General features: G+C 71.8%; 21 protein-coding genes. 14 read left to right on the plus strand and 7 right to left on the minus strand.

The window, feature by feature from the left end; genetic code table 11:
- Positions 1–34: 34 nt before the first annotated feature.
- The 11 genes from hisI (at position 35) to lgt (ending at position 8774) form a co-directional block, all read left to right on the plus strand.
- Entirely contained in the window at positions 35–439 is a 405-nt protein-coding gene (hisI, locus tag QC385_RS17470; RefSeq protein ID WP_443032930.1) for a phosphoribosyl-AMP cyclohydrolase, read from the plus strand.
- An 11-nt stretch (positions 440–450) separates the two neighbouring features.
- The gene (locus QC385_RS17475) at positions 451–1932 is read left to right on the plus strand and encodes an anthranilate synthase component I (RefSeq protein WP_279542252.1); all 1482 of its coding nucleotides are present in this window, start codon (positions 451–453) and stop codon (positions 1930–1932) included.
- 42 nt (positions 1933–1974) lie between these two features.
- The gene (locus QC385_RS17480) at positions 1975–2616 is read left to right on the plus strand and encodes a TIGR02234 family membrane protein (RefSeq protein ID WP_279542253.1); all 642 of its coding nucleotides are present in this window, start codon (positions 1975–1977) and stop codon (positions 2614–2616) included.
- A gap of 119 nt (positions 2617–2735) precedes the next feature.
- The gene (locus tag QC385_RS17485) at positions 2736–2987 is read left to right on the plus strand and encodes an HGxxPAAW family protein (RefSeq protein ID WP_279542254.1); all 252 of its coding nucleotides are present in this window, start codon (positions 2736–2738) and stop codon (positions 2985–2987) included.
- Between the two features lie 83 nt (positions 2988–3070).
- Positions 3071–3505 carry a DUF2752 domain-containing protein gene (locus QC385_RS17490; protein WP_279542255.1) on the plus strand — a complete coding sequence of 145 codons (435 nt, stop codon included), beginning with the start codon at positions 3071–3073 and terminating at the stop codon, positions 3503–3505.
- 139 nt (positions 3506–3644) lie between these two features.
- On the plus strand, positions 3645–4454 hold the full coding sequence (gene trpC, locus QC385_RS17495; RefSeq protein WP_279542256.1) for an indole-3-glycerol phosphate synthase TrpC: 810 nt from the start codon (positions 3645–3647) through the stop codon (positions 4452–4454).
- 22 nt (positions 4455–4476) lie between these two features.
- Positions 4477–4644 carry a tryptophan biosynthesis modulator TrpM gene (trpM, locus tag QC385_RS17500; RefSeq protein WP_279542257.1) on the plus strand — a complete coding sequence of 56 codons (168 nt, stop codon included), beginning with the start codon at positions 4477–4479 and terminating at the stop codon, positions 4642–4644.
- 136 nt (positions 4645–4780) lie between these two features.
- A complete protein-coding gene (gene trpB / locus QC385_RS17505; protein ID WP_279542258.1) occupies positions 4781–6067 on the plus strand; it encodes a tryptophan synthase subunit beta in 1287 nt (428 codons plus the stop codon).
- Entirely contained in the window at positions 6064–6882 is an 819-nt protein-coding gene (gene trpA / locus QC385_RS17510; protein WP_279542259.1) for a tryptophan synthase subunit alpha, read from the plus strand. Before trpB ends, trpA begins: the two co-directional genes overlap by 4 nt.
- An 86-nt stretch (positions 6883–6968) precedes the next feature.
- The gene (locus QC385_RS17515) at positions 6969–7745 is read left to right on the plus strand and encodes a DsbA family protein (RefSeq protein WP_279542260.1); all 777 of its coding nucleotides are present in this window, start codon (positions 6969–6971) and stop codon (positions 7743–7745) included.
- A gap of 84 nt (positions 7746–7829) precedes the next feature.
- Positions 7830–8774, plus strand: a complete 945-nt coding sequence (lgt, locus tag QC385_RS17520) for a prolipoprotein diacylglyceryl transferase (protein ID WP_279542261.1) — start codon at positions 7830–7832, stop codon at positions 8772–8774.
- A gap of 88 nt (positions 8775–8862) precedes the next feature.
- Here the strand turns inward: lgt and QC385_RS17525 are convergent, their stop codons facing one another.
- The 6 genes from QC385_RS17525 to QC385_RS17550 are packed head-to-tail and all read right to left on the minus strand — an operon-like array spanning position 8863 to position 15732.
- Positions 8863–9702 carry an HpcH/HpaI aldolase/citrate lyase family protein gene (locus QC385_RS17525; protein WP_279542262.1) on the minus strand — a complete coding sequence of 280 codons (840 nt, stop codon included), beginning with the start codon at positions 9700–9702 and terminating at the stop codon, positions 8863–8865.
- Entirely contained in the window at positions 9699–10886 is a 1188-nt protein-coding gene (locus QC385_RS17530; RefSeq protein WP_279542263.1) for a CaiB/BaiF CoA transferase family protein, read from the minus strand. The genes QC385_RS17525 and QC385_RS17530 overlap by 4 nt, the downstream gene beginning before the upstream one ends.
- Complete coding sequence (locus QC385_RS17535; protein WP_279542264.1) at positions 10883–12319, minus strand: ADP-ribosylglycohydrolase family protein; 1437 nt, start codon at positions 12317–12319, stop codon at positions 10883–10885. The genes QC385_RS17530 and QC385_RS17535 overlap by 4 nt, the downstream gene beginning before the upstream one ends.
- Positions 12307–13476, minus strand: coding sequence for an ADP-ribosylglycohydrolase family protein (locus QC385_RS17540; protein WP_279542265.1), 1170 nt, complete (start codon positions 13474–13476; stop codon positions 12307–12309). The genes QC385_RS17535 and QC385_RS17540 overlap by 13 nt, the downstream gene beginning before the upstream one ends.
- A 7-nt stretch (positions 13477–13483) precedes the next feature.
- Positions 13484–14692: an ADP-ribosylglycohydrolase family protein gene (locus QC385_RS17545; RefSeq protein ID WP_279542266.1), complete on the minus strand. Its 1209-nt coding sequence runs from the start codon at positions 14690–14692 to the stop codon at positions 13484–13486.
- Entirely contained in the window at positions 14689–15732 is a 1044-nt protein-coding gene (locus QC385_RS17550; protein ID WP_279542267.1) for an ADP-ribosylglycohydrolase family protein, read from the minus strand. Before QC385_RS17550 ends, QC385_RS17545 begins: the two co-directional genes overlap by 4 nt.
- 227 nt (positions 15733–15959) lie before the next feature.
- Here QC385_RS17550 and QC385_RS17555 point away from each other — a divergent pair, with 227 nt between their 5' ends.
- From QC385_RS17555 to QC385_RS17565, 3 genes are all read left to right on the plus strand, one after another.
- On the plus strand, positions 15960–16691 hold the full coding sequence (locus tag QC385_RS17555; RefSeq protein ID WP_279542268.1) for a VIT1/CCC1 transporter family protein: 732 nt from the start codon (positions 15960–15962) through the stop codon (positions 16689–16691).
- Positions 16692–17074: 383 nt separating this feature from the next.
- Positions 17075–21682, plus strand: a complete 4608-nt coding sequence (gene gltB, locus QC385_RS17560; RefSeq protein WP_279542356.1) for a glutamate synthase large subunit — start codon at positions 17075–17077, stop codon at positions 21680–21682.
- Complete coding sequence (locus QC385_RS17565; protein WP_279542269.1) at positions 21675–23138, plus strand: glutamate synthase subunit beta; 1464 nt, start codon at positions 21675–21677, stop codon at positions 23136–23138. The genes gltB and QC385_RS17565 overlap by 8 nt, the downstream gene beginning before the upstream one ends.
- 133 nt (positions 23139–23271) lie before the next feature.
- Here QC385_RS17565 and QC385_RS17570 read toward each other — a convergent pair whose 3' ends face one another.
- Positions 23272–24171, minus strand: coding sequence for a chitosanase (locus tag QC385_RS17570; protein ID WP_279542270.1), 900 nt, complete (start codon positions 24169–24171; stop codon positions 23272–23274).
- Positions 24172–24225: the final 54 nt, after the last annotated feature.

Genomic DNA, 24225 nt, shown 5'->3' on the forward strand with positions numbered 1-24225 from the left:
CACTCCACCTGGCCTGTCAGTGGCGCGCGGCACAATGGTCGGCATGACCAGCACGTCATCCCGGCCCAGCCGCCTCGACCCGGAGATCGCCGCCCGCCTCAAGCGCAGCGCCGACGGCCTCCTGCCAGCGATCGCCCAGCAGTACGACACCGGAGAGGTGCTCATGCTCGGCTGGATGGACGACGAGGCGCTGCACCGCACCCTGACCACCGGCCGGTGCACGTACTGGTCGCGCAGCCGCCAGGAGTACTGGGTCAAGGGCGACACCTCCGGCCACTTCCAGTGGGTGAAGTCCGTCGCCCTCGACTGCGACGCCGACACCGTCCTGGTGAAGGTCGACCAGGTCGGAGCCGCCTGCCACACCGGCGCGCGCACCTGCTTCGACGAAGACGTGCTCCTCACGGGCGGCGGCTCCCACGTCTCCGCCACGGATCAGTAAGGTCAGCCGCCATGGACCTCGAGACGTTCCGCAAGTTCGCCTCCGACCGGCGGGTCATCCCGGTCACCCGAAAGCTCCTCGCCGACGGCGACACCCCGGTCGCCCTCTACCGCAAGCTCGCCGCCGAGCGCCCGGGCACTTTCCTGCTGGAGTCAGCGGAGAACGGCCGCTCGTGGTCCCGTTACTCGTTCGTGGGCGTCCGCAGCGCCGCCACGCTGACCGAGCGCGACGGGCAGGCGCACTGGCTCGGCGTCCCGCCCGTCGGGGTCCCCGTCGACGGCGACCCCCTCGCCGCGCTGCGCGCCACCATCCAGGCGCTGCACACGCCCCACCAGGACGGCATGCCGCCCTTCACCGGCGGCATGGTCGGCTACCTCGGCTACGACATCGTCCGCCGCCTGGAGAAGATCGGCCCCGGCGAGCGCGACGACCTCAAGCTCCCCGAGCTGACCATGCTCCTCACCAGCGACCTGGCCGTCATGGACCACTGGGAGGGCTCGGTCCTGCTGATCGCCAACGCGATCAACCACAACGACCTGGAGACCGGCGTCGACGAGGCCTACGCGGACGCCGTGGCCCGGCTCGACGCCATGCAGGCCGACCTCTCCCGCGCGGTCGCCCAGCCGCCCGCCGTGCTGCCGCCCTCCGAGGTCCCCGAGTACTCCGCGCTGTGGGGCGGCCCCGACTTCCAGGAGGCCGTCGAGGACATCAAGGAGCGCATCCGGGCAGGCGAGGCCTTCCAGGTCGTCCCCTCCCAGCGCTTCGAGACGCCGTGCACGGCGAGCGCGCTGGACGTCTACCGGGTCCTCAGGGCCACCAACCCGTCCCCGTACATGTACCTGTTCCGCTTCGACGGGTTCGACGTCGTCGGCTCGTCCCCCGAGGCCCTGGTCAAGGTGGAGGACGGACGCGCCATGGTCCATCCCATCGCCGGCACCCGCTGGCGAGGCGCCACCCCTCAGGAGGACCAGGCCCTCGCCGACGAACTGCTCGCCGACCCCAAGGAGCGCGCCGAGCACCTCATGCTCGTCGACCTGGGGCGCAACGACCTGGGGCGGGTCTGCGAGCCCGGCTCGGTCGAGGTCGTCGACTTCATGTCCGTCGAGCGGTACTCGCACGTCATGCACATCGTCTCGACGGTGACGGGCCGCGTCGCCCCGGGCCGCACCGCCTTCGACGTCCTCACCGCGTGCTTCCCGGCCGGCACCCTCTCCGGCGCCCCGAAGCCCCGCGCCATGCAGATCATCGACGAACTCGAACCGTCCCGGCGCGGACTGTACGGCGGCTGCGTCGGCTATCTGGACTTCGCGGGCGACTCCGACACCGCCATCGCCATCCGCACGGCCCTCCTGCGGGACGGCACCGCCTACGTCCAGGCGGGCGCGGGCATCGTCGCCGACTCGGACCCGGTCGCCGAGGACACGGAGTGCCGCAACAAGGCGGCGGCGGTCCTCAGGGCCGTCCACACGGCGAACCGGCTGGGAAAGGCCTGAGATGACCCCCCGGGTGACGGTTCGCCCGGGGTCCGGGCGATAGTGGGGTACGTGACTGCTGCACCTCACCCCCGTTCCGAAGCCGCCGGATCCGCCCGGGCCGGCCGCCGGAGCCTCGCCGTCGCGCTGCTGTGCGGCGCGCTCGGCGCGGCCGTGGCGCTGCTCGCCACCCGGCAGCGCTGGGCGGAGGGCACCGCGACGGTGGCCGGCGGCGCCTTCCCCCTGACCGCCAAGGGCAGCGACGTCACGGGCGTCCCGGCGGCGCTCGCCGTGGTGGGCCTCGCCGCGCTCGTCGCCGTCTTCGCCGTCCGCCGGGCCGGCCGCCTCGTCGTGGCCGCGCTGCTCGCGCTCTCCGGCGCGGGCATTATCGCCGCCGCCCTGTTCGGCGCCTCCGACGGCTCCGCGCTCGACGAGCAGGCCGCCCAGGCCTCCGGCGACACCTCCGCCTCCGTGGACGCCCTCAGCCACACCGCCTGGCCGTACGTCGCGGCCGTCGGCGGCGTGCTGCTCCTCCTGGCCGGACTGCTCGCCCTGCGCTACGGCCGGCTGTGGCCCGCGATGTCCGGCCGCTACGAGCGGGGCGGCACACCCCGGCCGCGCCGCAAGGCCCCCGCCGTCGACCCCGACCGGCCCGAAGACCTGTGGAAGGCACTGGACCGGGGCGAGGACCCGACCGGAGCCTGAGCCACACGGGGGAGCGGGGCGTATCGCAGGAGCACCCCCGCTCACCGCCCCCGCGCGCGTGCGGGACAATGGGCCCGAGCGTCCTGCTCAGACACGCACACAGCAACGAGGAGCAAGCAATGGCGGGCAGCAGCCACGGTCACACCCCGGCCGCCTGGACCGGTGTCACGATCGCCTTCATCGGTTTCTGCGTCTCGGGCGCCTTCATGGTGATGGACCAGCCGGTGGGCTTCTGGGCCGGCATGGTGGTCGTGCTGCTCGGCGGCGTCGTCGGCGCCATCATGCGCGCGATGGGTCTCGGGCAGCCGAAGGAACTGCACCAGCCGCACCGGACCACGGGCGACCGCGAGCCGGCTCGCGCCGAGGGCTGATCCCCGCGGAACACCGCGTTGTCGCGTGAGGGGCGGCCGGCACTCGGGTGCCGGGGCCGCCCCTCACGCGCGTGCGGGGCACAATGGCTGCCGTGAACGCCGACAGCCGAAGGGCCACGCCCAGCGTCCCGGGCCGCCTGGCCGCCCCCGCCGGGGTGCTCGCGGCCGTCGCGGCGGCCTTCGCCTACGTGAGCGCGGTCGACCCCAACGAACCCGGCCACTACCCCGTCTGCCCGCTGCTGCACTACACGGGCCTGTACTGCCCCGGCTGCGGCGGACTGCGCAGCGCGCACGCCTTCGTCCACGGCGACCTCCCGGCGGCACTGCACGCCAACGCGCTCGCCGTCCTCGGCTATCTGGCCTTCGCCGTGCTGTGGACCGTATGGGTGGTGCACGCGGTGCGCGGGCGTCCGCTGCGGATCGACTCCCGCCCGGGGCTGGTGTGGAGCCTCGGTGCGTTGCTGCTGGTCTTCACGGTTGTCCGCAACCTGCCCTTCGGCGGCTGGCTCCATCCTTGATCAATTGGCAGATGTCCAGGTAGTGGGACCGGCGTCAACCGGATGCGAGGCCTACGCCCCGCTGCGGATACCATCGCAGTGACCATCGGTTTTCGATCGGTCGCTGGAACTGTCAAGAGTCTGGAAGGGGGCCTCTCGCGTGAGTGTGCTCGACGAGATCATCGACGGAGTCCGTGCCGACCTCGCGGAGCGGCAGGCGCGCGTCAGCCTCGACGAGCTCAAGGAGCGCGCGGCGAAGGCTCCCGCGGCCAAGGACGGCGCGGCCGCCCTGCGCGGCGACGGCGTCAAGGTCATCTGCGAGGTCAAGCGATCCAGCCCGTCCAAGGGCGCGCTGGCCGCGATCGCCGATCCGGCCGGACTCGCGGCGGACTACGAGGCGGGCGGCGCGGCCATCATCTCCGTCCTCACGGAACAGCGGCGCTTCGGCGGCTCGCTCGCCGACCTGGAAGCGGTCCGCGCCCGCGTGGACATCCCGGTCCTGCGCAAGGACTTCATCGTCACGTCGTACCAGCTGTGGGAGGCCCGGGCCTACGGCGCCGACGTCGTCCTGCTGATCGTCGCCGCCCTCGACCAGCCCGCTCTGGAATCCCTGATCGAGCGCGCCGAGTCCATCGGGCTCACGCCGCTCGTCGAGGTGCACGACGAGGACGAGGTCGAGCGCGCGGTCGACGCCGGCGCCCGCGTGATCGGCGTCAACGCGCGCAACCTCAAGACCCTCGAGGTCGACCGCGGCACGTTCGAGCGCGTGGCACCCGAGATCCCCGACCACATCATCAAGATCGCCGAGTCCGGCGTCCGCGGCCCGCACGACCTCATCGCGTACGCCAACGCCGGCGCCGACGCGGTCCTGGTGGGCGAATCCCTCGTCACCGGCAAGGACCCCAAGACGGCGGTCTCCGATCTGGTGGCGGCAGGCGAACATCCCGCACTCCGGCACGGCCGGGGCTGATCTCCCGCTAAGCTTGGCCCCGATGAATCTCACCATGACGACCGTGGACCGGTACGCCCGCCTCGCGCGCGGCTGCCGCCCCCGCGGTTGCCGTGCGCCCGCGCGCCGCGTGCACGGCCGCCGCGTCCGGTATGTCATCGGTGACGAGCCGGGCCAGGTCAACGGCATGCGATGGCAGCGCGCCCTCTAGGGGCGCGGGGCTCTTGTCAATGTGCGGCTACCGCCGCGCGGGCGCGACCAGCCGAATACGGCCCGCAGTCAACAGTCAAACCCTGCCCCCACGGCGATTAGTGCATTCCACACACACTCACCGTGAAGGTTTCCGCATGCCCAGTCAGTTCTTCATCCCCGACCCCGAGGGTCAAACGCCCAACCCCGAAGGCTACTTCGGGACGTTCGGCGGCAAGTTCATCCCGGAGGCCCTCGTCGCCGCAGTGGACGAGGTGGCCGTCGAGTACGACAAGGCCAAGCACGACCCGGAGTTCGCCAAGGAACTCGACGACCTCCTGGTCAACTACACCGGCCGCCCGTCGGCCCTCACCGAAGTCCCTCGTTTCGCAGCGGAAGCCGGTGGCGCCCGGATCTTCCTCAAGCGGGAAGACCTCAACCACACCGGTTCCCACAAGATCAACAACGTCCTCGGCCAGGCCCTGCTCACCAAGCGCATGGGCAAGACCCGCGTCATCGCCGAGACGGGCGCCGGTCAGCACGGCGTCGCCACGGCCACCGCCTGCGCGCTCTTCGGCCTCGAGTGCACGATCTACATGGGCGAGATCGACACCCAGCGCCAGGCCCTGAACGTGGCCCGCATGCGCATGCTCGGCGCCGAGGTCATCGCCGTGAAGTCCGGCAGCCGCACGCTGAAGGACGCGATCAACGAGGCGTTCCGCGACTGGGTCGCCAACGTCGAGCACACGCACTACCTCTTCGGCACGGTCGCCGGCCCCCACCCCTTCCCGGCCATGGTCCGCGACTTCCACCGCGTCATCGGCGTGGAGACCCGCCGCCAGCTCCTGGAGCGCGCGGGCCGGCTCCCCGACGCGGCCGTCGCCTGCGTCGGTGGCGGCTCCAACGCCATCGGCCTCTTCCACGCCTTCATCCCGGACCCGGACGTACGCCTCATCGGCTGCGAGCCGGCGGGCCACGGCGTCGACACCGGCGAGCACGCGGCGACCCTGACCGCCGGAGAGCCCGGCATCCTGCACGGCTCCCGCAGTTACGTCCTCCAGGACGACGAGGGCCAGATCACCGAGCCGTACTCGATCTCGGCCGGTCTGGACTACCCGGGCATCGGCCCCGAGCACGCCTACCTCAAGGACTCCGGCCGCGGTGAGTACCGCGCGGTCACGGACGACGCGGCCATGCAGGCCCTGCGCCTGCTGTCCCGCACCGAGGGCATCATCCCGGCCATCGAGAGCGCCCACGCGCTGGCCGGCGCCCTGGAGGTCGGCAAGGAGCTGGGCAAGGACGGGCTGATCGTGGTCAACCTGTCCGGGCGCGGCGACAAGGACATGGACACCGCCGCCCGCTACTTCGGCCTCTACGACACCGACGCCGAGGTCGCCGCCGACGCGGACACCGACACCGCAGAGATCGAGGGGGACGCCAAGTGAGCGGCAACATCGAGCTGTTGAGCGACACCCTCGCCGCGGCGAAGTCCGAGGGCCGCGCCGCCCTCATCGCCTACCTCCCGGCCGGGTTCCCGACCGTGGACGGCGGCATCGAGGCGATCAAGGCCGTCCTGGACGGCGGCGCCGACGTCGTGGAGGTCGGTCTGCCGCACAGCGACCCCGTTCTCGACGGGCCCGTCATCCAGACCGCCGACGACATCGCTTTGCGCGGCGGCGTGAAGATCGCCGACGTGATGCGCACGGTCCGCGAGGCCCACGCGGCCACCGGCAAGCCGGTGCTCGTCATGACGTACTGGAACCCCATCGACCGCTACGGCGTCGAGCGGTTCACCGCCGAGCTCGCCGAGGCGGGCGGCGCCGGGTGCATCCTGCCCGACCTGCCCGTGCAGGAGTCGGCGCTGTGGAGGGAACACGCCGAGAAGCACGGCCTCGCCACCGTTTTCGTCGTCGCCCCCAGCAGCAAGGACCAGCGGCTCGCGCGGATCACCGCGGCGGGCAGCGGCTTCGTCTACGCCGCCTCCCTCATGGGCGTCACCGGCACCCGTGCGTCGGTCAGCTCGCAGGCCGAGGACCTGGTGGCACGCACCCGGGCCACCGGCACGGACCTGCCGGTCTGCGTCGGCCTCGGCGTCTCCAACGCCACCCAGGCCGCCGAGGTCGCCGGCTTCGCCGACGGTGTGATCGTCGGCTCCGCCTTCGTCAAGGCCATGCTGGACGCCCCGGACGACGCGGCCGGTGTCGAGGCCGTGCGCTCGCTCGCGGGTGACCTCGCGAAGGGCGTGCGCCGACAGGCGTAGGAAAGCCGGAAGTCATACAGGTCCCTCGTACGGGTGGACCTGGGACCGGGGAGGCGCGGTGCGCCTCCCCGGTTCGTTTCCGGGGTGTGAGCGAGAAGAACCGTGAGGGAAAGCGCACCGCCCGGGAGAAGATGGCGGTCGAACGTGAGAAGCAGAAGTCCGCTGAGAAGCGCCGGCGCGCGCTGATCGTGGGCGGGGCCGTCGTCGCCGTCCTGGGACTCGCCGCGGTGATCGGCGTCGTCGCGGCCAACGCGGGCAAGGACGACGGCAGCGAGGCCTCGGGCCCGGTCGTGGCCCCGTCGGGAGCACAGGGCAAGGACGGCCTGGCGATCCCGGTCGGCAAGGACAGCGCCAAGTCCACGCTCACGGTCTGGGAGGACTTCCGCTGCCCGGCCTGCAAGTCCTTCGAGACGGCGTACCGGCCGGTGATCCACGAGCTGACGAACGCCGGCCAGCTGAAGACCGAGTACCACCTGGTCACCCTCATCGACGGCAACATGGGCGGCAGCGGCTCCCGCAACGCGGCCAACGCCGCGGCCTGCGCCCAGGACGCCGGGAAGTTCCCCGCGTACCACGACCTGCTCTTCGACAACCAGCCCCAGGAGGTCGACGACGCCTACGCCAGGAACGACAAGCTGATCGAGCTGGCCGGCAAGGTCGACGGCCTGGACACCCCCGCCTTCCGCAAGTGCGTCGAGGACGGCAGGCACAACAGCTGGGTCGCCAAATCCCACCAGGCCTTCAACAAGGGCGGCTTCTCCGGCACGCCGACCGTGCTGTTCGACGGCAAGAACATCTACCAGGACCGGACGATGACCCCGGCGAGGCTGAAGCAGATGGTGCAGGAGCAGAACAAGGGGTAAAGGCTTTTCTCACGCTCCCGTTATGGACCCGTAGCCGGGCTGCCTGCCGCGGCCCCGGTCCGGCACGGTAGCGTCGACCCTGCCATGGAACTTGCCTTCATTCCCAGCCCGTCACGCGGGGTGCTGTACCTCGGCCCCATTCCGCTGCGCGGCTACGCGTTCTGCATCATCATCGGCGTCTTCGTTGCCGTCTGGCTCGGCAACAAGCGCTGGATCGCCCGGGGCGGGCGGACCGGCACGGTGGCCGACATCGCTGTCTGGGCCGTGCCGTTCGGCCTGGTCGGCGGCCGGCTCTACCACGTGATCACGGACTACGAGCTGTACTTCAGCGAGGGCCGTGACTGGGTGAACGCCTTCAAGATCTGGGAGGGCGGCCTCGGCATCTGGGGCGCGATCGCGCTGGGCGCGCTGGGCGCCTGGATCGGCTGCAGGCGCCGGGGCATCCCGCTGCCGGCGTACGCCGACGCCGTCGCGCCGGGCATCGCCCTCGCCCAGGCGATCGGCCGCTGGGGCAACTGGTTCAACCAGGAGCTGTACGGCAAGCCCACCGACCTGCCATGGGCCCTGGAGATCACGTCCTCCGCGGACGGGCGGGTGCCGGGCACGTACCACCCGACGTTCCTGTACGAGTCGCTGTGGTGCATCGGCGTCGCGGTCCTGGTCATCTGGGCGGACCGCCGCTTCCGGCTGGGACACGGCCGGGCGTTCGCGCTGTACGTCGCCGCGTACTGCGCGGGCCGGGCGTGGATCGAGTACATGCGTGTCGACGACGCCCACCACATCCTGGGCCTCCGGCTGAACGTGTGGACCGCGATGCTCGTGTTCCTGCTCGCGGTCACCTACCTCGTGGTGTCGTCGAAGAAGCGGCCGGGCCGGGAAGCCGTGGTGGAGCCTGGTGCGGAGGCCTCCGGCGGTGCAGCCGAAGGCGACGACGAGTCCGCCGGTGAGAGCAAGGAAGACGAGGCCAAGGCCGAGGACAAGGCCGACGACGAGGCCAAGGACGATGCCGAGTCGGCGAAGAAGAGCTGACCGGAAGAAGAGCTGACCGTCTGCCGTACGTGACCCGAGGGCGCCCGTGGATGCACGGGCGCCCTCGGCGTTTTCCGGATGGGGCGGGTCAGCGGCGGCGTGCCAGGGACAGGGTGCGCTGGGCCGCCGTCACCACCGCCGTGTCGATGAAGCGGCCGTCCGGGAGGGCCTGGGCGCCCGGTTCCGCGGCCGCCGCCTTGACGATCGTCTCCGCTTGCTCGATCTCCTCCTCGGTGGGGAGGAAGGCCCGCTCGATGACCGGGAGCTGGCGGGGGTGGATCGCGGCCCGGCCCAGGAAGCCCAGGGCGCGGCCATGGGCACTGGTGGCGGCCAGTCCTTCCAGGTCGTGGACGTCCGGGTGGACCGACTGCGCCGGCGGGGGCAGGCCCGCGGCCCGGGCGGCCACGATCACCCGGGAGCGGGACCAGTCGAGCCCCGCGTCGTCCCCTGCGCCCAGGCCGGCCCGCACGCCCAGGTCGGCCCGTAGATCCGCCTCTCCGAGCGCGATGCCCCGCAGGGACGGGTGGGCCGTGGCGACGGCGTAGGCCCGCTCCACGCCGAGGGCCGTCTCCAGGAGGGCGTACAGGGGCAGTCCTGCGGGGACGGCGTGCTGTGCGATCCGGACGACCTCGGCGGGGGAGGTGATCTTGGGGAGCCGCAGGGCGCAGAGGCCGGGAGCCGGGGCCACAGCGGCGAGGTCCTGCCCGGCCCAGGGGCTGTCCAGGGCGTTGACGCGGACGTGCACCGGGACCGGCGGCAGCTCGGCGAGCAGCTCGGCGGTGGCGGCCCGGGCGTACGCCTTCCGGTCGGGGGCGACCGCATCCTCCAGGTCGACGACGACGATGTCGGCGCCGGAGGTGAGGGCCTTGGCCACCACAGGCGGGCGGTCGCCCGGGGCGTAGAGCCAGGTGAGCGGGAACGCCGTCACAGGGCGCCCTCCGCGCGCAGCGCCGTGAGGTCGGCCGGGGTGAGGCCCAGTTCGGTGAGGACCTCGTCGGTGTCCGCGCCGTGCGGGCGGCCGGCCCAGCGGATCGCGCCGGGCGTGGCGGAGAGCCGGAAGAGGACGTTCTGCATGCGCAGGGGGCCCAGCTCCGGGTCGTCGACGGTGGTGATGGTGTTCAGGGCCTGGTACTGCGGGTCCGCCATCACGTCGCGGACGTCCTGGACCGGGGCCACCGCCGCCTCGGCCTTCTCGAAGGCCGCCAGGACGTCCGTCCGGGTGCGTGCGGCGATCCAGGAGCCGACGGCCTCGTCCAGGACGTCGGCGTGACGGGCGCGGTCGGCGCCCGTGGCGAACCACGGCTCGTCGATCAGTTCCGGTCGGCCCACCAGGCGCATCACGCGTTCCGCGACCGACTGGGCCGACGTCGAGACGGCGACCCAGGTGCCGTCCGCGGTGCGGTAGACGCCGCGTGGGGCGTTGTTGGGGGAGCGGTTGCCGGTGCGGGGCTGGACGTGGCCGAGCTGGTCGTACCAGAGGGGCTGGGGGCCGAGCGCGGCGAGGATCGGTTCGATCAGGGCCATGTCGACGACCTGGCCCTCGCCGGTGCGGTCGCGGGCGGCGAGCGCCGTCATCACCGCGTACGCCGTCGTCAGGCCCGCGATGGAGTCGGCCAGGCCGAACGGCGGGAGCGTCGGGGGCGCGTCCGGTTCGCCGGTGATCGCGGCGAAGCCGCTCATCGCCTCGGCGAGGGTGCCGAAGCCGGGGCGGCGGGCGTACGGGCCGAACTGGCCGAAGCCGGTGACGCGGGCCAGGACCAGGCGGGGGTTGGCGGCCGACAGCTCCGGCCAGCCCAGGTCCCACTTCTCCAGGGTGTCCGGGCGGAAGTTCTCGATGATCACGTCGGCGCCGGCGGCGAGGCGCAGGAGGGTGCTGCGGCCGCCGGGCTTCGACAGGTCGAGGGTGATGGTGCGCTTGTTGCGGCCGAGCATCTTCCACCACAGGCCCACGCCGTCCTTCGACGGGCCGTGGCCGCGGGACGGGTCCGGTTTCGACGGGTGCTCGACCTTGACGACCTCCGCGCCGAAGTCGCCGAGCAGGGTGGCGGCGAGCGGGCCGGCGAAGAGGGTGGCGAGGTCCAGGACGCGGAGGCCGGTGAGGGGCGCGGTCATGAGCGGTGGGTCTCCCGGTGGGTGAGGTGGGCGAGGGTGTCGAAGCCGATGCCGTTGAAGTCGCCGACGGAGGTGGACAGTCGGTTCTTCAGGGGGGCCGTCCAGCGATCGGGGAGGGCCGCGGGGTCTTCGGCGAGCAGGCCGGCGATGCTGCCGGCGGTCGCGCCGTTGGAGTCGGTGTCCCAGCCGCCGCTCACCGCGCGGCAGATCGAGCCGGAGAAGTCCCCGTTCGCGTGGGTGAGGGCGGCGGCGATCAGGGCGGTGTTGGGGACGGCGTGCACCCAGTGGTGGGTGGCGGCGTGGGTGGCGTGCAGTTCGTCGACGACCGTGTCGAAGTCGTCGTGTTCCCGGGCCAGTTCGATGGCGTGGTGGACGGCTCGGGCGAGGCGGGAGCGTGGCGGGACGACGGTGAGGCCGGTGCGCAGGCAGGTGTGGACGTCGTGTTCGCCTGTCGCGGCTTGCGCGATGGTGGCCGCCGTGAACATCGCCGCGTAGACGCCGTTGGCGGTGTGGGTGAGGGTGGCGTCGCGGTGGGCCTGTGCCGCGGCGGCGGCCGGGTCACCGGGGTTGGTCCAGCCGTGGACGTCGGCGCGGATCAGGGCGCCGATCCATTCGCGGAACGGGTTGCGGTGGCGGGCGGTGTGCGGGGGTTCCAGGCCGGTGAGGAGGTTGCGGTAGGCGATGCGTTCGGCGGTGAAGGTGCGGCCGGCGGGGAGTTCGTCGAGCCAGGTCCGGGCCACGTCCGTGGTGGTGAAGGACTTGCCGTGGCGTCGGAGGACGAGGAGGTTGAGGAGGGGGTAGTTGAGGTCGTCGTCCTCGGGCATGCCGTCGATGTTCTCGGCGAGGGAGGTTTTCGCCGAGCGGCGGTTCCAAGGGTGCTTCTGCAGGACTTCTTCGGGGACGCCTCGTTCGGTGAACCAGGTGGACAGAGGCCAGTTGCCTGTGGACCTGGCCAGTTGGCGGATGGCTTCCAGGGGGAGTTTCTCTACTGGTTTGCCCAGGAGGCAGCCGACGGCTCGGCCGAGCCAGGCGGATTCCAGGTGCCGTGGCGTGGTGGCTGGGGTGGGGGTTGGGACGCTCGCCCGCGCTGGCGGGGTGCCGCTCTCTTTGGGACGGGTGCCGCCCCAGCGGCACGACTGCCCGCAGCTAGGTGGCCATTCCAGGCAAAGTGACCTGATCTTCTCCAGGTCCGTCGGCTCGTCGTCGGCCAAGGTGCTTGGGAGGTCCCCCAGTTCGTCCAGGAGGTCTTCTGCAAGTTGGCGGAGGTAGCGGGAGGCGCGGGTGGGGGACGCGCCTGTTGTGAGAGGGGCGTCCGGGCCGCCTGCTGCTCTCCAGCGGGCCGCGATCGCTTTCGGCTCGCGGCCGTCCTGAGCTGCCTGGCGGAGTTCGTGGCCGAGCAGGTCCTCCGGCTGGACCCAGGTCAGGCGGAGCATTCCGGGCCTCCGAGGGATGCGAAGGCCTGTTCGTGGGTGCGGCGGCGGGCAGCGTCCCGGGAGAAGATCTCGCGGGTCACGGCCGTGAGGGTCGCGGCGGGTTCCCAGAGGTCCAGGCGGCTGGCCTCCGCGACCGTCTTGGCCCAGTCCTGGGGGACCGGCGAGCCGAGCGCGCCGGCCAGGGCGCCGGCCATCGTGGCGATGGAGTCGCAGTCGCGGCCGTAGTTCACGGCGCCCAGGACCGCGTGCCGGTAGTCACCCCGGGCCACGAGCAACATGCCCAGGGCCACGGGGAGTTCCTCGATCGCGTGGAGACGGGAGGGGCGGCGGGCGCCGAGGGACGGGGCGCGGTAGTCGGGGCCGACCGTGTCGTAGGGGGCGACCGCCTCGCGCAGGGGGCCCAGTGCCGACTCGAAGTCCGTGTGGCGGGAGGCCTCCTCGCAGACCCGCTCGATGGCGGTGCGCGTGCCGTCCTTCGCCAGGGACAGGCAGGTCGAGACGACCGAGTCCGGGGTGGCTCCCGGGGTGCACGCCGCCGCGACCGCCGCCGCCAGGACGCCCGCCGCCTCACGGCCGTACGACGACTGGTGCGCGCCGGCGACGTCGAGGGCCTCGGCGTAGGCCGCCCGCGGGTTGGCCGCGTTGACCAGACCGACCGGGGACATGTACATCGCCGCACCGCAGTTGACGATGTTGCCGCTGCCGGCCTCGCGCGGGTCGGCATGGCCGTAGTGGATCCTCGTCACCAGCCATTTCTCCGCCAGGAAGACGCGGTGCAGGGGCAGTGCCTCGGTCTCCAGTTCCGGGATCCAGCGTGGCTCGGTCATCAGGTCGGGGACGAGGTGGTCGGCGATCGCGTAGGCGTCGAGGTGGTCGCGGACGCGGGCGTAGACGCGGATCAGGGCGTGCGTCATCAAGGTGTCGTCGGTGACGTGGCCGTCGCCCTTGTGGTACGGGGCGAGGGGGCGGGCGGTGCGCCAGTCGTCGCCGTGCCAGGGGCCGACGATGCCGTGGACGCGGCCGCCGTGGCGTTCCAGGATCTGCTCGGGCGAGTAACCCTCGACGGGGCCGCCGAGGGCGTCGCCGACGGCGGCTCCGACCAGGGATCCGGTGATCCGCTCGTCCAGTGTGGCATTTTGGTGTGGTTTGGGCTTCATGGCCGCATCATCCACCGGGGCGTGCCGGTTGTGCGGCTTCCAGGAGTTCGGCGAGTTCCACGAGGTCCGTGCCGGTGAGGCGGGGGAGGACGCAGCCGGAGAGGGTGCGGCAGGTCTCCCGCCAGGAGGCGGGGATCGAGGCGCCGCCACCCAGTGCACCGGTCAGGGCGCCCGCCAGGGCCGGGGCGGAGTCGGCGACGCGGGACAGGCAGGCCGCGGCGGGGATCGCCTCCGCGATGCGGCCGCGGGCCGCGGTGGCCAGGGCGAGGGCGACCGGGACCGTCTCGGCGGCGGCGATGCCGTAGCTGTAGACGTGGTCGACGATCTGGTGTTCCAGGGGCGGGACCAGGGCGAAGGCGCTGTCCGCGTCGGCGGCGAGGTGCAGCGCGTGCCGGGCGTTGCGGCCGATCTCCGTCTCCTCGGGGAGTTCGGCGAGCGCCGCCGTGACGCAGGCGGTGACGTTCGCGCCGGCCAGGGCGAGGGCGAGCGCCGCCGCCATGGCGCGGGCACCGTGCACGCCGTCGCCGTCCTGCGTGTAGCGGGCGTCGAACTCGGCGAGGTCGGCGGCGCGCCGGGGGTCCCCGGGGTGGGCCACGGCCAGGACGCACGCCCGTACGCAGGCCGCGTCGTCGAAGTAGTGCGGGTTGTCGTGGCCGGTGGCGGGCGGGCGCAGGCCGGTGGCGAGGTTGCCGAGGCCGGCGCGGACGGAGATGCGGGCGCGCAGGGGGAGGACGGCGGACTCGATCTCGGGGGCGCGGTCCGCTGCGGCGGCCACCTCGCAGGCGATGGCGTTCCAGGTGAGGTCGATCGCGGCGCGGACGCGGCGTTCCCGGCTGAGGTCGTTCAGGACGGTGTCGTCGCCCGCGCGGAGGAGTGCCTCCGCGGCGAAGGCGGCCCACTCGGCGTCGTCCGAGGGGCCCAGGCGAAGCGGTTCCGGGGGCTGGTTCAGGGCGATGGGGACGGGGAGTGTGGTCGTGGCGTTGTGTTCGGCGAAGGTGTCCAGTTCGCGGGTGAGGCGGCGGGTCCAGTCGGGCATGCGGGCGGCTCTGTGGCGGGCCGCGGGCCAGCCGGCGGCGTCGCCCGCGGCGAGTCCGAGCAGGAGGCCTTCGGCCCTTCTGCCTCCCGCCCGCGCACCGCCCGTGACTGTCACCGGAGCGGTCCTGGTCTCCCGTGGGGCGCCTTCGCCGTCGGCGGCCGCGGGTGCCAGCGGGGTCATGCGGGTACCTCCGTCTCCCCGTCCACTGCCAGTGCGCAGGTGGTCGCCGCCGGCGTCAGCAGGTCCGCCACGTCCAGGACGTGGTAACCCGCCATCGCCGGCAGGCACCGGCCGCGGACCGGGCCGATGGGGGTCGTCCATGCCTCCGGAATCGCCGAGACTCCTCGCGTCGCGCCCGCCAGGGCACCCGCGACCGCCGCCGTCGTGTCCGCGTCGCGGCCCATGTTCACCGCCGTCAGGACGGACCGTTCGAAGTCGCCGTCGGCCGCCGCGTACGCGCCGAATGCGAGGGCGACCGCCTCGGGGGCCAGGTCGGTCCACGGGTAGCCGCCGATGACGACCGCGGAGCGGACCGCGCGTTCGCCGCGGTGGGCCACCGCCACCGCGCGGCGCAGGCAGCGGGCCGTCCAGGAGTCGTCGGGCACGACCGCGAGGGCGGCGGCCACGACCGCGATCGGCTGGGCGCCCGCCATCGCCGCCGCCACACCCGCGGCCACCGCCTGACCGCCGTAGATGCCCTCGCCGTCATGGCTCACCGAGCCGTCGATCGCCACCAGCCGGGCCGCCTCCGCCGGGCGGCCCGGCGCGAACACCCCGAACGGGGCCGCGCGCATGGCCAGGCCGTCGCTCCAGGCGTGCCGGTGCTGGGCGGAGATGGGGGCCGCCAGGCCCCGGCGGAGGTTCTCCAGCGTGCCGCGTTCGCTGAAACCGGCGCCCCGGAAGGGGCCCTCGTCACGGTCCGCGATCCATTCGTGCCAGGCCGCCTCCACGTGCGCGGGGGTCAGTGCCGAGCCGTGCCGGGCCAGGAGGAGGCCCGAGAAGATCGCGTACTCGGTGTCGTCCGTGCCGGCGGGGTGCTCGGCGACGTAGCCGGTGATGCGGCCCCACCGCGCGCGGATCTCGGAGGGCTTCATGTTCTCGGCCGGGGCCCCGAGCGCGTCACCGACGGCCAGGCCCAGCAGTGCGCCGCGTGCCCGCGCGCGGAGTCCGGTGGCGTCCCCGGGCGCCGGGGCTGAGGGGATGCAGGCGATCGATGCCATACGGGATGTGTCCCACTCCGGCGACCGCCCCGAGCCTCAGGGGCCACAGCATCACCCGGTCGACATCTGTGCAAGATCGTCATCAAGTGAGCGCGGAAGGGTAAAACCGCAGGTTAGCGCAGCCTTTCCTTGCTGGCGGCGTCGGAATTCACGGCGTACTTTGGTTGCTGTAAAAAACTGGAACTTGTCCAAAGTGGCTTGTTCGGCGAGAGGATCGGGGATCTTTCATGGCCATCATCGAGACCGAGGCGGCGCTGCACGAGGCGCACCGGGACAACCACACCCACCGGGACGTGAACGGCGGCTGGCTGCGTCCCGCGGTGTTCGGTGCGATGGACGGCCTCGTCTCCAACCTGGCCCTGATGACCGGTGTGGCGGGCGGCTCGGTCAGCCAGCAGACCGTCGTCCTGAGCGGACTCGCGGGCCTGGCCGCCGGTGCCTTCTCCATGGCCGCCGGCGAGTACACCTCCGTCGCCTCGCAGCGCGAGCTCGTGGAGGCCGAGCTGGACGTGGAGCGGCGCGAGCTGCGCAAGCACCCGCAGGACGAGGAGGCCGAGCTCGCCGCGCTGTACCGGTCGAGAGGGGTCGAGCCGCGGCTGGCCAGTGAGGTCGCCCGGCAGCTGTCGAAGGACCCCGAGCAGGCGCTGGAGATCCATGCCCGGGAGGAGCTGGGCATCGACCCCGGCGATCTGCCCTCGCCCACCGTGGCCGCGGTGTCGAGCTTCGGCTCCTTCGCGCTGGGCGCGCTGATCCCCGTCCTGCCGTATCTGCTGGGTGCGAGCAGCCTCCTGCCGGCCGTGCTGCTGGCGCTGCTCGGGCTCTTCCTGTGCGGCGCGGTGGTGGCCAGGGTGACGGCACGCACCTGGTGGTACAGCGGTCTGCGGCAGCTGTTCCTGGGAGGCGCGGCTGCCGGTGTGACGTACGCCCTGGGAACCTTGTTCGGGACGGCCGTAGGATAGTTCGGCTCGGACTTATGCGTTGGGCCGTATAAGTAGCCGTTACTTGCTGGTTTCGAATGCGCAATCACCGGGCATGAGCCGTAAGCGCTGCGGGCAATGAGGCCCGTGGGCGCGATCAGCGGGGTGGGCGAAGACGCCCGTCCCGCCCCCCCGGCCCGTCGGGCATCGATCTCACCCGGTCGTTCCGTACTGGCCCCCCATAGCTTCCACCGTCGGTGCGGTACCCCCGCCGCCAGCCGCCGGTGTCCGCATGTTGGAACGGGTTATCCCGGTTCCCGAGAACCGCTCCATCATGTAACCTGCACGAAATTTTGCGATCACGCGAGGGCCAACGTCGTCCCTCGGCACTTTGCATATGCCACATGACGACGACGGGAGAGCCGATGCGTACGCCGCGCCAGCCGTCCCAGCATTCCGCGAATGGCCAGAACTGGTCCTTCATGGATGCTCGCCCTGCTGCGCAGGGTATGTACGACCCCCGCAACGAGCACGACGCCTGCGGCGTCGGCTTCGTCGCCACCCTCACCGGCGAGGCGTCCCACACCCTGGTCGAGCAGGCTCTGACCGTCCTGCGCAACCTGGAACACCGCGGTGCCACCGGCTCCGAGCCCGACTCCGGTGACGGTGCCGGCATCCTGTCGCAGGTCCCGGACGCCTTCTTCCGTGACGTGGCCGGATTCGAACTGCCCGAGGCCGGTGCCTACGCCGTCGGCACCGCCTTCCTGCCGGAGGACGCAGCCGCCGAGGCCGTCTCGCAGATCGAGACGATCGCGGCCGACGAGGGCCTGACCGTCCTCGGCTGGCGCGAGGTCCCGGTCGCGCCCCAGCTGCTCGGTGCCACCGCCCGGTCGACCATGCCGGTCTTCCGCCAGATCTTCGTCAGCGACGGCGCCGCCGTGCCCGCCACGGGCATCGCCCTCGACCGCAAGGCCTTCGTGCTGCGCAAGCGCGCCGAGCGCGAGGCCGGCGTGTACTTCCCGTCGCTGTCGGCCCGCACGATCGTCTACAAGGGCATGCTGACCACCGGCCAGCTGGAGCCCTTCTTCCCGGACCTGTCGGACCGCCGCTTCGCCTCCGCGATCGCGCTCGTGCACTCCCGGTTCTCCACGAACACGTTCCCGTCGTGGCCGCTGGCCCACCCGTACCGCTTCGTCGCGCACAACGGTGAGATCAACACCGTCAAGGGCAACCGCAACTGGATGGTCGCCCGCGAGTCCCAGCTCGTCTCGGACCTGTTCGGCTCCGACGAGAAGGCCATAGAGCGGATCTTCCCGGTCTGCACGCCGGACGCCTCCGACTCCGCCTCCTTCGACGAGGTCCTGGAGCTGCTGCACCTGGGCGGCCGTTCGCTGCCGCACTCCGTGCTGATGATGATCCCGGAGGCGTGGGAGAACCACGACTCCATGGACCCCAGCCGGCGCGCCTTCTACCAGTTCCACTCCAACCTGATGGAGCCCTGGGACGGCCCGGCCTGTGTCACCTTCACCGACGGCAAGCAGGTCGGCGCCGTCCTCGACCGCAACGGCCTGCGCCCCGGCCGCTACTGGGTCACCGACGACGGCCTCGTCGTCCTCGGCTCCGAGGTCGGCGTCCTGGACATCGACCCGGCCAAGGTCGTCCGCAAGGGCCGCCTCCAGCCCGGCCGCATGTTCCTCGTGGACACCGCCGAGCACCGCATCATCGAGGACGACGAGATCAAGGCCCAGCTCGCCGCCGAGGAGCCGTACGCGGAGTGGCTGGAGGCCGGCGAGATCGAGCTCTCCGACCTGCCCGAGCGCGAGCACATCGTCCACACCCACGCCTCGGTCACCCGCCGCCAGCAGACCTTCGGGTACACCGAGGAGGAGCTGCGCGTCATCCTCGCGCCGATGGCCAAGGCCGGTGCCGAGCCCATCGGCTCGATGGGCACCGACTCGCCGATCGCCGCGCTGTCGGACCGCCCGCGCCTGCTCTTCGACTACTTCACCCAGCTGTTCGCGCAGGTCACCAACCCGCCGCTGGACGCCATCCGCGAGGAGCTCGTCACCTCGCTGCGCTCCTCGCTGGGCCCGCAGGGCAACCTGCTCGACCCGAGCGCGGCCTCCTGCCGCAGCGTCGTGCTGCCCTTCCCGGTGATCGACAACGACGAGCTGGCCAAGCTCATCCACATCAACGCCGACGGCGACATGCCCGGCTTCAAGGCCGCGACGCTGTCCGGTCTGTACCGGGTGCACGGCGGCGGTGACGCGCTGGCCGCGCGGATCGACCAGATCTGCGCCGAGGCCGACGCCGCGATAGAGAACGGCGCCCGGCTGATCGTCCTGTCGGACCGTCACTCGGACGCCGAGCACGCGCCGATCCCGTCGCTGCTGCTCACCGCGGCCGTCCACCACCACCTCATCCGCACCAAGCAGCGCACCCAGGTGGGCCTGCTGGTCGAGGCCGGTGACGTCCGCGAGGTCCACCACGTCGCCCTGCTCATCGGCTACGGTGCCGCAGCGGTCAACCCGTACCTGGCGATGGAGTCCGTCGAGGACCTGGTCCGTGCCGGAACCTTCCTGCCCGGCATCGAGCCCGAGAAGGCCATCCGCAACCTCATCTACGCCCTCGGCAAGGGCGTGCTGAAGGTCATGTCCAAGATGGGCATCTCGACCGTCGCCTCCTACCGCGGCGCCCAGGTCTTCGAGGCCGTCGGCCTCGACGAGACCTTCGTCGGGAAGTACTTCAACGGCACGGCCACCAAGATCGGCGGCGTCGGCATCGACGTCATCGCCAAGGAGGTCGCCGCCCGCCACGCCAAGGCCTACCCGGCCTCCGGCATCGCCCCGGCGCACCGCGCGCTGGACATAGGCGGCGAGTACCAGTGGCGCCGCGAGGGCGAGCCGCACCTGTTCGACCCGGAGACGGTCTTCCGCCTCCAGCACTCCACGCGCTCCGGTAAGTACGACATCTTCAAGAAGTACACCGAGCGCGTGAACGAGCAGTCCGAGCGGCTGATGACGCTGCGCGGCCTGTTCGGCTTCAAGTCGGACCGGCAGCCGATCTCCATCGACGAGGTCGAGCCGGTCTCCGAAATCGTGAAGCGGTTCTCCACGGGCGCCATGTCGTACGGCTCCATCTCGCAGGAGGCGCACGAGACCCTCGCCATCGCCATGAACCAGCTGGGCGGCAAGTCCAACACCGGTGAGGGCGGCGAGGATCCGGAGCGCCTGTACGACCCGGCCCGCCGGTCGTCCATCAAGCAGGTCGCCTCCGGCCGCTTCGGTGTGACCTCCGAGTACCTGGTCAACTCCGACGACATCCAGATCAAGATGGCCCAGGGCGCCAAGCCCGGCGAGGGCGGCCAGCTGCCCGGCCACAAGGTCTACCCGTGGGTCGCCAAGACGCGGCACTCCACGCCGGGCGTCGGCCTCATCTCGCCGCCCCCGCACCACGACATCTACTCCATCGAGGACCTGGCCCAGCTGATCCACGACCTGAAGAACGCGAACCCGCAGGCGCGGATTCACGTCAAGCTGGTCTCCGAGGTCGGCGTCGGCACGGTCGCCGCGGGTGTCTCCAAGGCGCACGCGGACGTCGTCCTCATCTCCGGCCACGACGGCGGTACGGGCGCCTCGCCGCTCACCTCGCTCAAGCACGCGGGCGGTCCCTGGGAGCTCGGCCTCGCCGAGACCCAGCAGACGCTGCTGCTCAACGGCCTGCGCGACCGCATCGTCGTGCAGACCGACGGCCAGCTGAAGACCGGCCGCGACGTGGTCATCGCCGCGCTGCTCGGCGCCGAGGAGTTCGGTTTCGCGACCGCGCCGCTCGTCGTCTCCGGCTGCGTCATGATGCGCGTCTGCCACCTGGACACCTGCCCGGTCGGCATCGCCACGCAGAACCCTGTGCTGCGCGAGCGGTACAACGGCAAGGCCGAGTACGTCGTGAACTTCTTCACGTACATCGCCGAAGAGGTCCGCGAGATCCTCGCCGAGCTGGGCTTCCGCTCCATCGAGGAGGCCGTCGGCCACGCCGAGGCCCTCGACGTCACCCGCGCGGTCGACCACTGGAAGGCGCAGGGCCTGGACCTGGAGCCGCTGTTCCACGTGCCCGAGCTGCCCGAGGGCGCGGTCCGCCACCAGCTGATCGCCCAGGACCACGGCCTGGAGAAGGCGCTCGACAACCAGCTGATCAAGCTGGCCGCAGACGCCCTGTCCGCCTCGGACGCCACCGAGGCCCAGCCGGTCCGCGCCCAGGTGCAGATCCGCAACATCAACCGCACGGTCGGCACCATGCTCGGCCACGAGGTGACGAAGAAGTTCGGTGGCGCGGGCCTGCCCGACGACACCATCGACATCACCTTCACCGGCTCCGCGGGCCAGTCCTTCGGCGCGTTCGTGCCGCGCGGTGTCACGCTGCGCCTGGAGGGCGACGCCAACGACTACGTCGGCAAGGGCCTCTCCGGCGGCCGGATCGTCGTCCGCCCGGACCGTGCGGCCGACCACCTCGCCGAGTACAGCGTCATCGCCGGCAACACCATTGGCTACGGCGCCACCGGCGGCGAGATGTTCCTGCGCGGCAAGGTCGGCGAGCGGTTCTGCGTCCGCAACTCCGGTGCGACGGTCGTCTCCGAGGGCGTGGGCGACCACGGCTGCGAGTACATGACCGGTGGTCACGCGGTGGTGCTCGGCGAGACGGGCCGCAACTTCGCGGCCGGTATGTCCGGCGGTATCGCGTACGTCATCGACCTGGACCCCGACAACGTCAACGTCGGCAACCTGGACGCCGTCGAGGCGCTGGACGACACCGACAAGCAGTGGCTGCACGACGTGGTCCGCCGCCACCAGGAGGAGACGGGCTCGACCGTCGCCGAGAAGCTCCTGGCCGAGTGGGACACCGCCGTCGAGCGCTTCAGCAGGATCATTCCCAGCACGTACAAGGCAGTGCTCGCCGCCAAGGACGCCGCCGAGCGAGCCGGTCTCTCCGAGACCGAGACCCACGAGAAGATGATGGAGGCGGCGATCAATGGCTGACCCGAAGGGCTTCCTGAACCACGGGCGCGAGGTCGCCAAGTCCCGCCCCGTCGAGGAGCGTGTCAGGGACTGGAACGAGGTCTACGTCCCCGGCTCCCTGCTGCCGATCATCAGCAAGCAGGCCAGCCGGTGCATGGACTGCGGCATCCCGTTCTGCCACAACGGCTGCCCGCTGGGGAACCTGATCCCCGAGTGGAACGACTACGCCTACCGCGAGGACTGGGCCGCCGCCTCGGAGCGCCTGCACGCGACGAACAACTTCCCGGAGTTCACGGGCCGTCTGTGCCCCGCTCCGTGTGAGTCGGCGTGTGTGCTCGGCATCAACCAGCCGCCGGTCACCATCAAGAACGTCGAGGTCTCGATCATCGACAAGGCGTGGGAGACCGGGGACGTCGCCCCACAGATCCCGGAGCGCCTGTCCGGCAAGACCGTCGCGGTCGTCGGCTCGGGCCCGGCCGGTCTGGCCGCCGCCCAGCAGCTGACCCGGGCCGGTCACACGGTCGCCGTCTACGAGCGCGCGGACCGCATCGGAGGCCTCCTCCGGTACGGCATCCCCGAGTTCAAGATGGAGAAGCGGCACATCAACCGCCGTATCGAGCAGATGCGCGCGGAGGGCACCCGCTTCCGCACGGGCATCGAGATCGGCCGCGACCTGAAGGCGACGGACCTGAAGAAGCGGTACGACGCCATCGTCCTGGCCGTCGGCGCGACCACGGCCCGTGACCTGTCGGTGCCGGGCCGCGAGCTCAAGGGCATCTACCAGGCCATGGAGTACCTGCCGCTGGCCAACAAGGTGCAGGAGGGCGACTACGTGGCGCCCCCCATCTCGGCCGAGGGCAAGCACGTCGTGGTCATCGGCGGCGGCGACACCGGCGCGGACTGCGTCGGCACGGCCCACCGCCAGGGTGCGGCCTCCGTCACCCAGCTGGAGATCATGCCCCGTCCGAACGACGACCGGCACCCGGTCAGCCAGCCCTGGCCGACCTTCCCGATGCTCTACAAGGTCACCTCGGCCCACGAGGAGGGCGGCGAGCGCGTCTACTCGGTGTCGACGACGCACTTCGAGGGCGACGAGGACGGCAACGTCCAGTGGCTGCACCTCACCGAGGTGGAGTTCATCGACGGCCGGCTGAACCCGAAGCCGGGCACGGAGCGCAAGATCCCCGCCCAGCTGGTCACCCTCGCCATGGGCTTCACCGGCACGGACCGGGAGAACGGCCTGGTCGAGCAGTTCGGCCTGGAGCTCGACGAGCGCGGCAACATCGCCCGTGACGACGACTACCGGACCAACGTGCCGGGCGTGTTCGTCGCCGGTGACGCCGGCCGCGGCCAGTCGCTCATCGTGTGGGCGATCGCGGAGGGCCGCTCGGCGGCACGCGGCGTGGACCGTGCCCTCACGGGCGCGAGCGAACTGCCGGCGCCGATCCGCCCCACGGACCGCGCGCTGATGGTCTGACCGCACCGCACAAGACGTCCCGCACAACGGCGTGCGGAACACTGACAGCGCCTGCCCAACAGTCCCCGACCGGACGACCGGGCAGGCGCTGTCGCCTTCCCCGGCCGGCCACGACACCCTGTATGGGCCAGGGTCACGGCACCTTGTACGTGTCCCCGTAGACGGCCCACTCCAGCGGCGTCTCGAGACGCAGGTTGCCCTCGTTCAGGAAACGGCGCTGGGCGGTGTCGATACGGCTCGTGTCCGTGTGCTCGGTGGCCATGGCGGTGCGGCGGATGTCGAGGAAGGCGTCCAGGTACGCCTTCTCACCGCCGCCCTCGGCCGGTGTGTCCGCCATGCGCAGCGCGCGTTCGCGCAGGCCGTAGAAGCCCTCGGGGCCGGCGTCGGGGCCGTGGAAGATCAGAGCGTCGTAGTAGACGAACTGGCCGAGCGTGCCCAGGCCGTCCAGCTTCGCGAGGCGGACCGCCGGGTCGAAGGAGAAACGGTCACGGTGCTCGTCCTGGGCCCTGCGGAAGGCCGGCAGCTTCGCCTCCGCCTTCCAGGCCGCGGTGAAGCCGGGGTCCAGGCCCTCGTGGGAATCCGTGCCGTCGACCTCGCGCAGGGCCGGCAGGTAGCGGGCCAGACCGTTGTCCGGGTGGGTTTCGGTGTAGCGCTCGACAAGGGCGAGCAGGTCGTGGGTGCCGGTGCAGAAGCCGGCGATCCCGGCGGTGTAGCCCCGCCCGTCCTCCAGGTCCTCGATGGAGCCGTAGAGGGCGCGCCAGTTCAGCGTCGACTGGTGGGCGCTCGCCACGATCCGCTGCGCCAGTTCCTTCTTCGCCGGGGCGGCCAGGCCCGCGGGCAGTCCGGCGATCACCTTGTCGTCCTCCGCCCGCTCCACCTCGGCCCGGTCCTTGGCCTCTTCCCGGGCCGCCTGGGCGGCGGACACGGAGGGTTTCGCCGTGGGCTCGGCGGAGTCCGCGGGTGCGAGGAAGTAGGCCAACGCCGTGGCGGCCACGGGAACGGCGACGAAGAACGCCACACCGGCACGCTTCACTGGGATCACCCTGCCTGTCAGCTCCGACCTACCCCGCCGTCCCGGCCGCCTGGA

This window comes from Streptomyces sp. DH10 (genome assembly GCF_029813805.1).
GTDB classification, from domain to species: Bacteria; Actinomycetota; Actinomycetes; order Streptomycetales; family Streptomycetaceae; genus Streptomyces; species Streptomyces coeruleofuscus.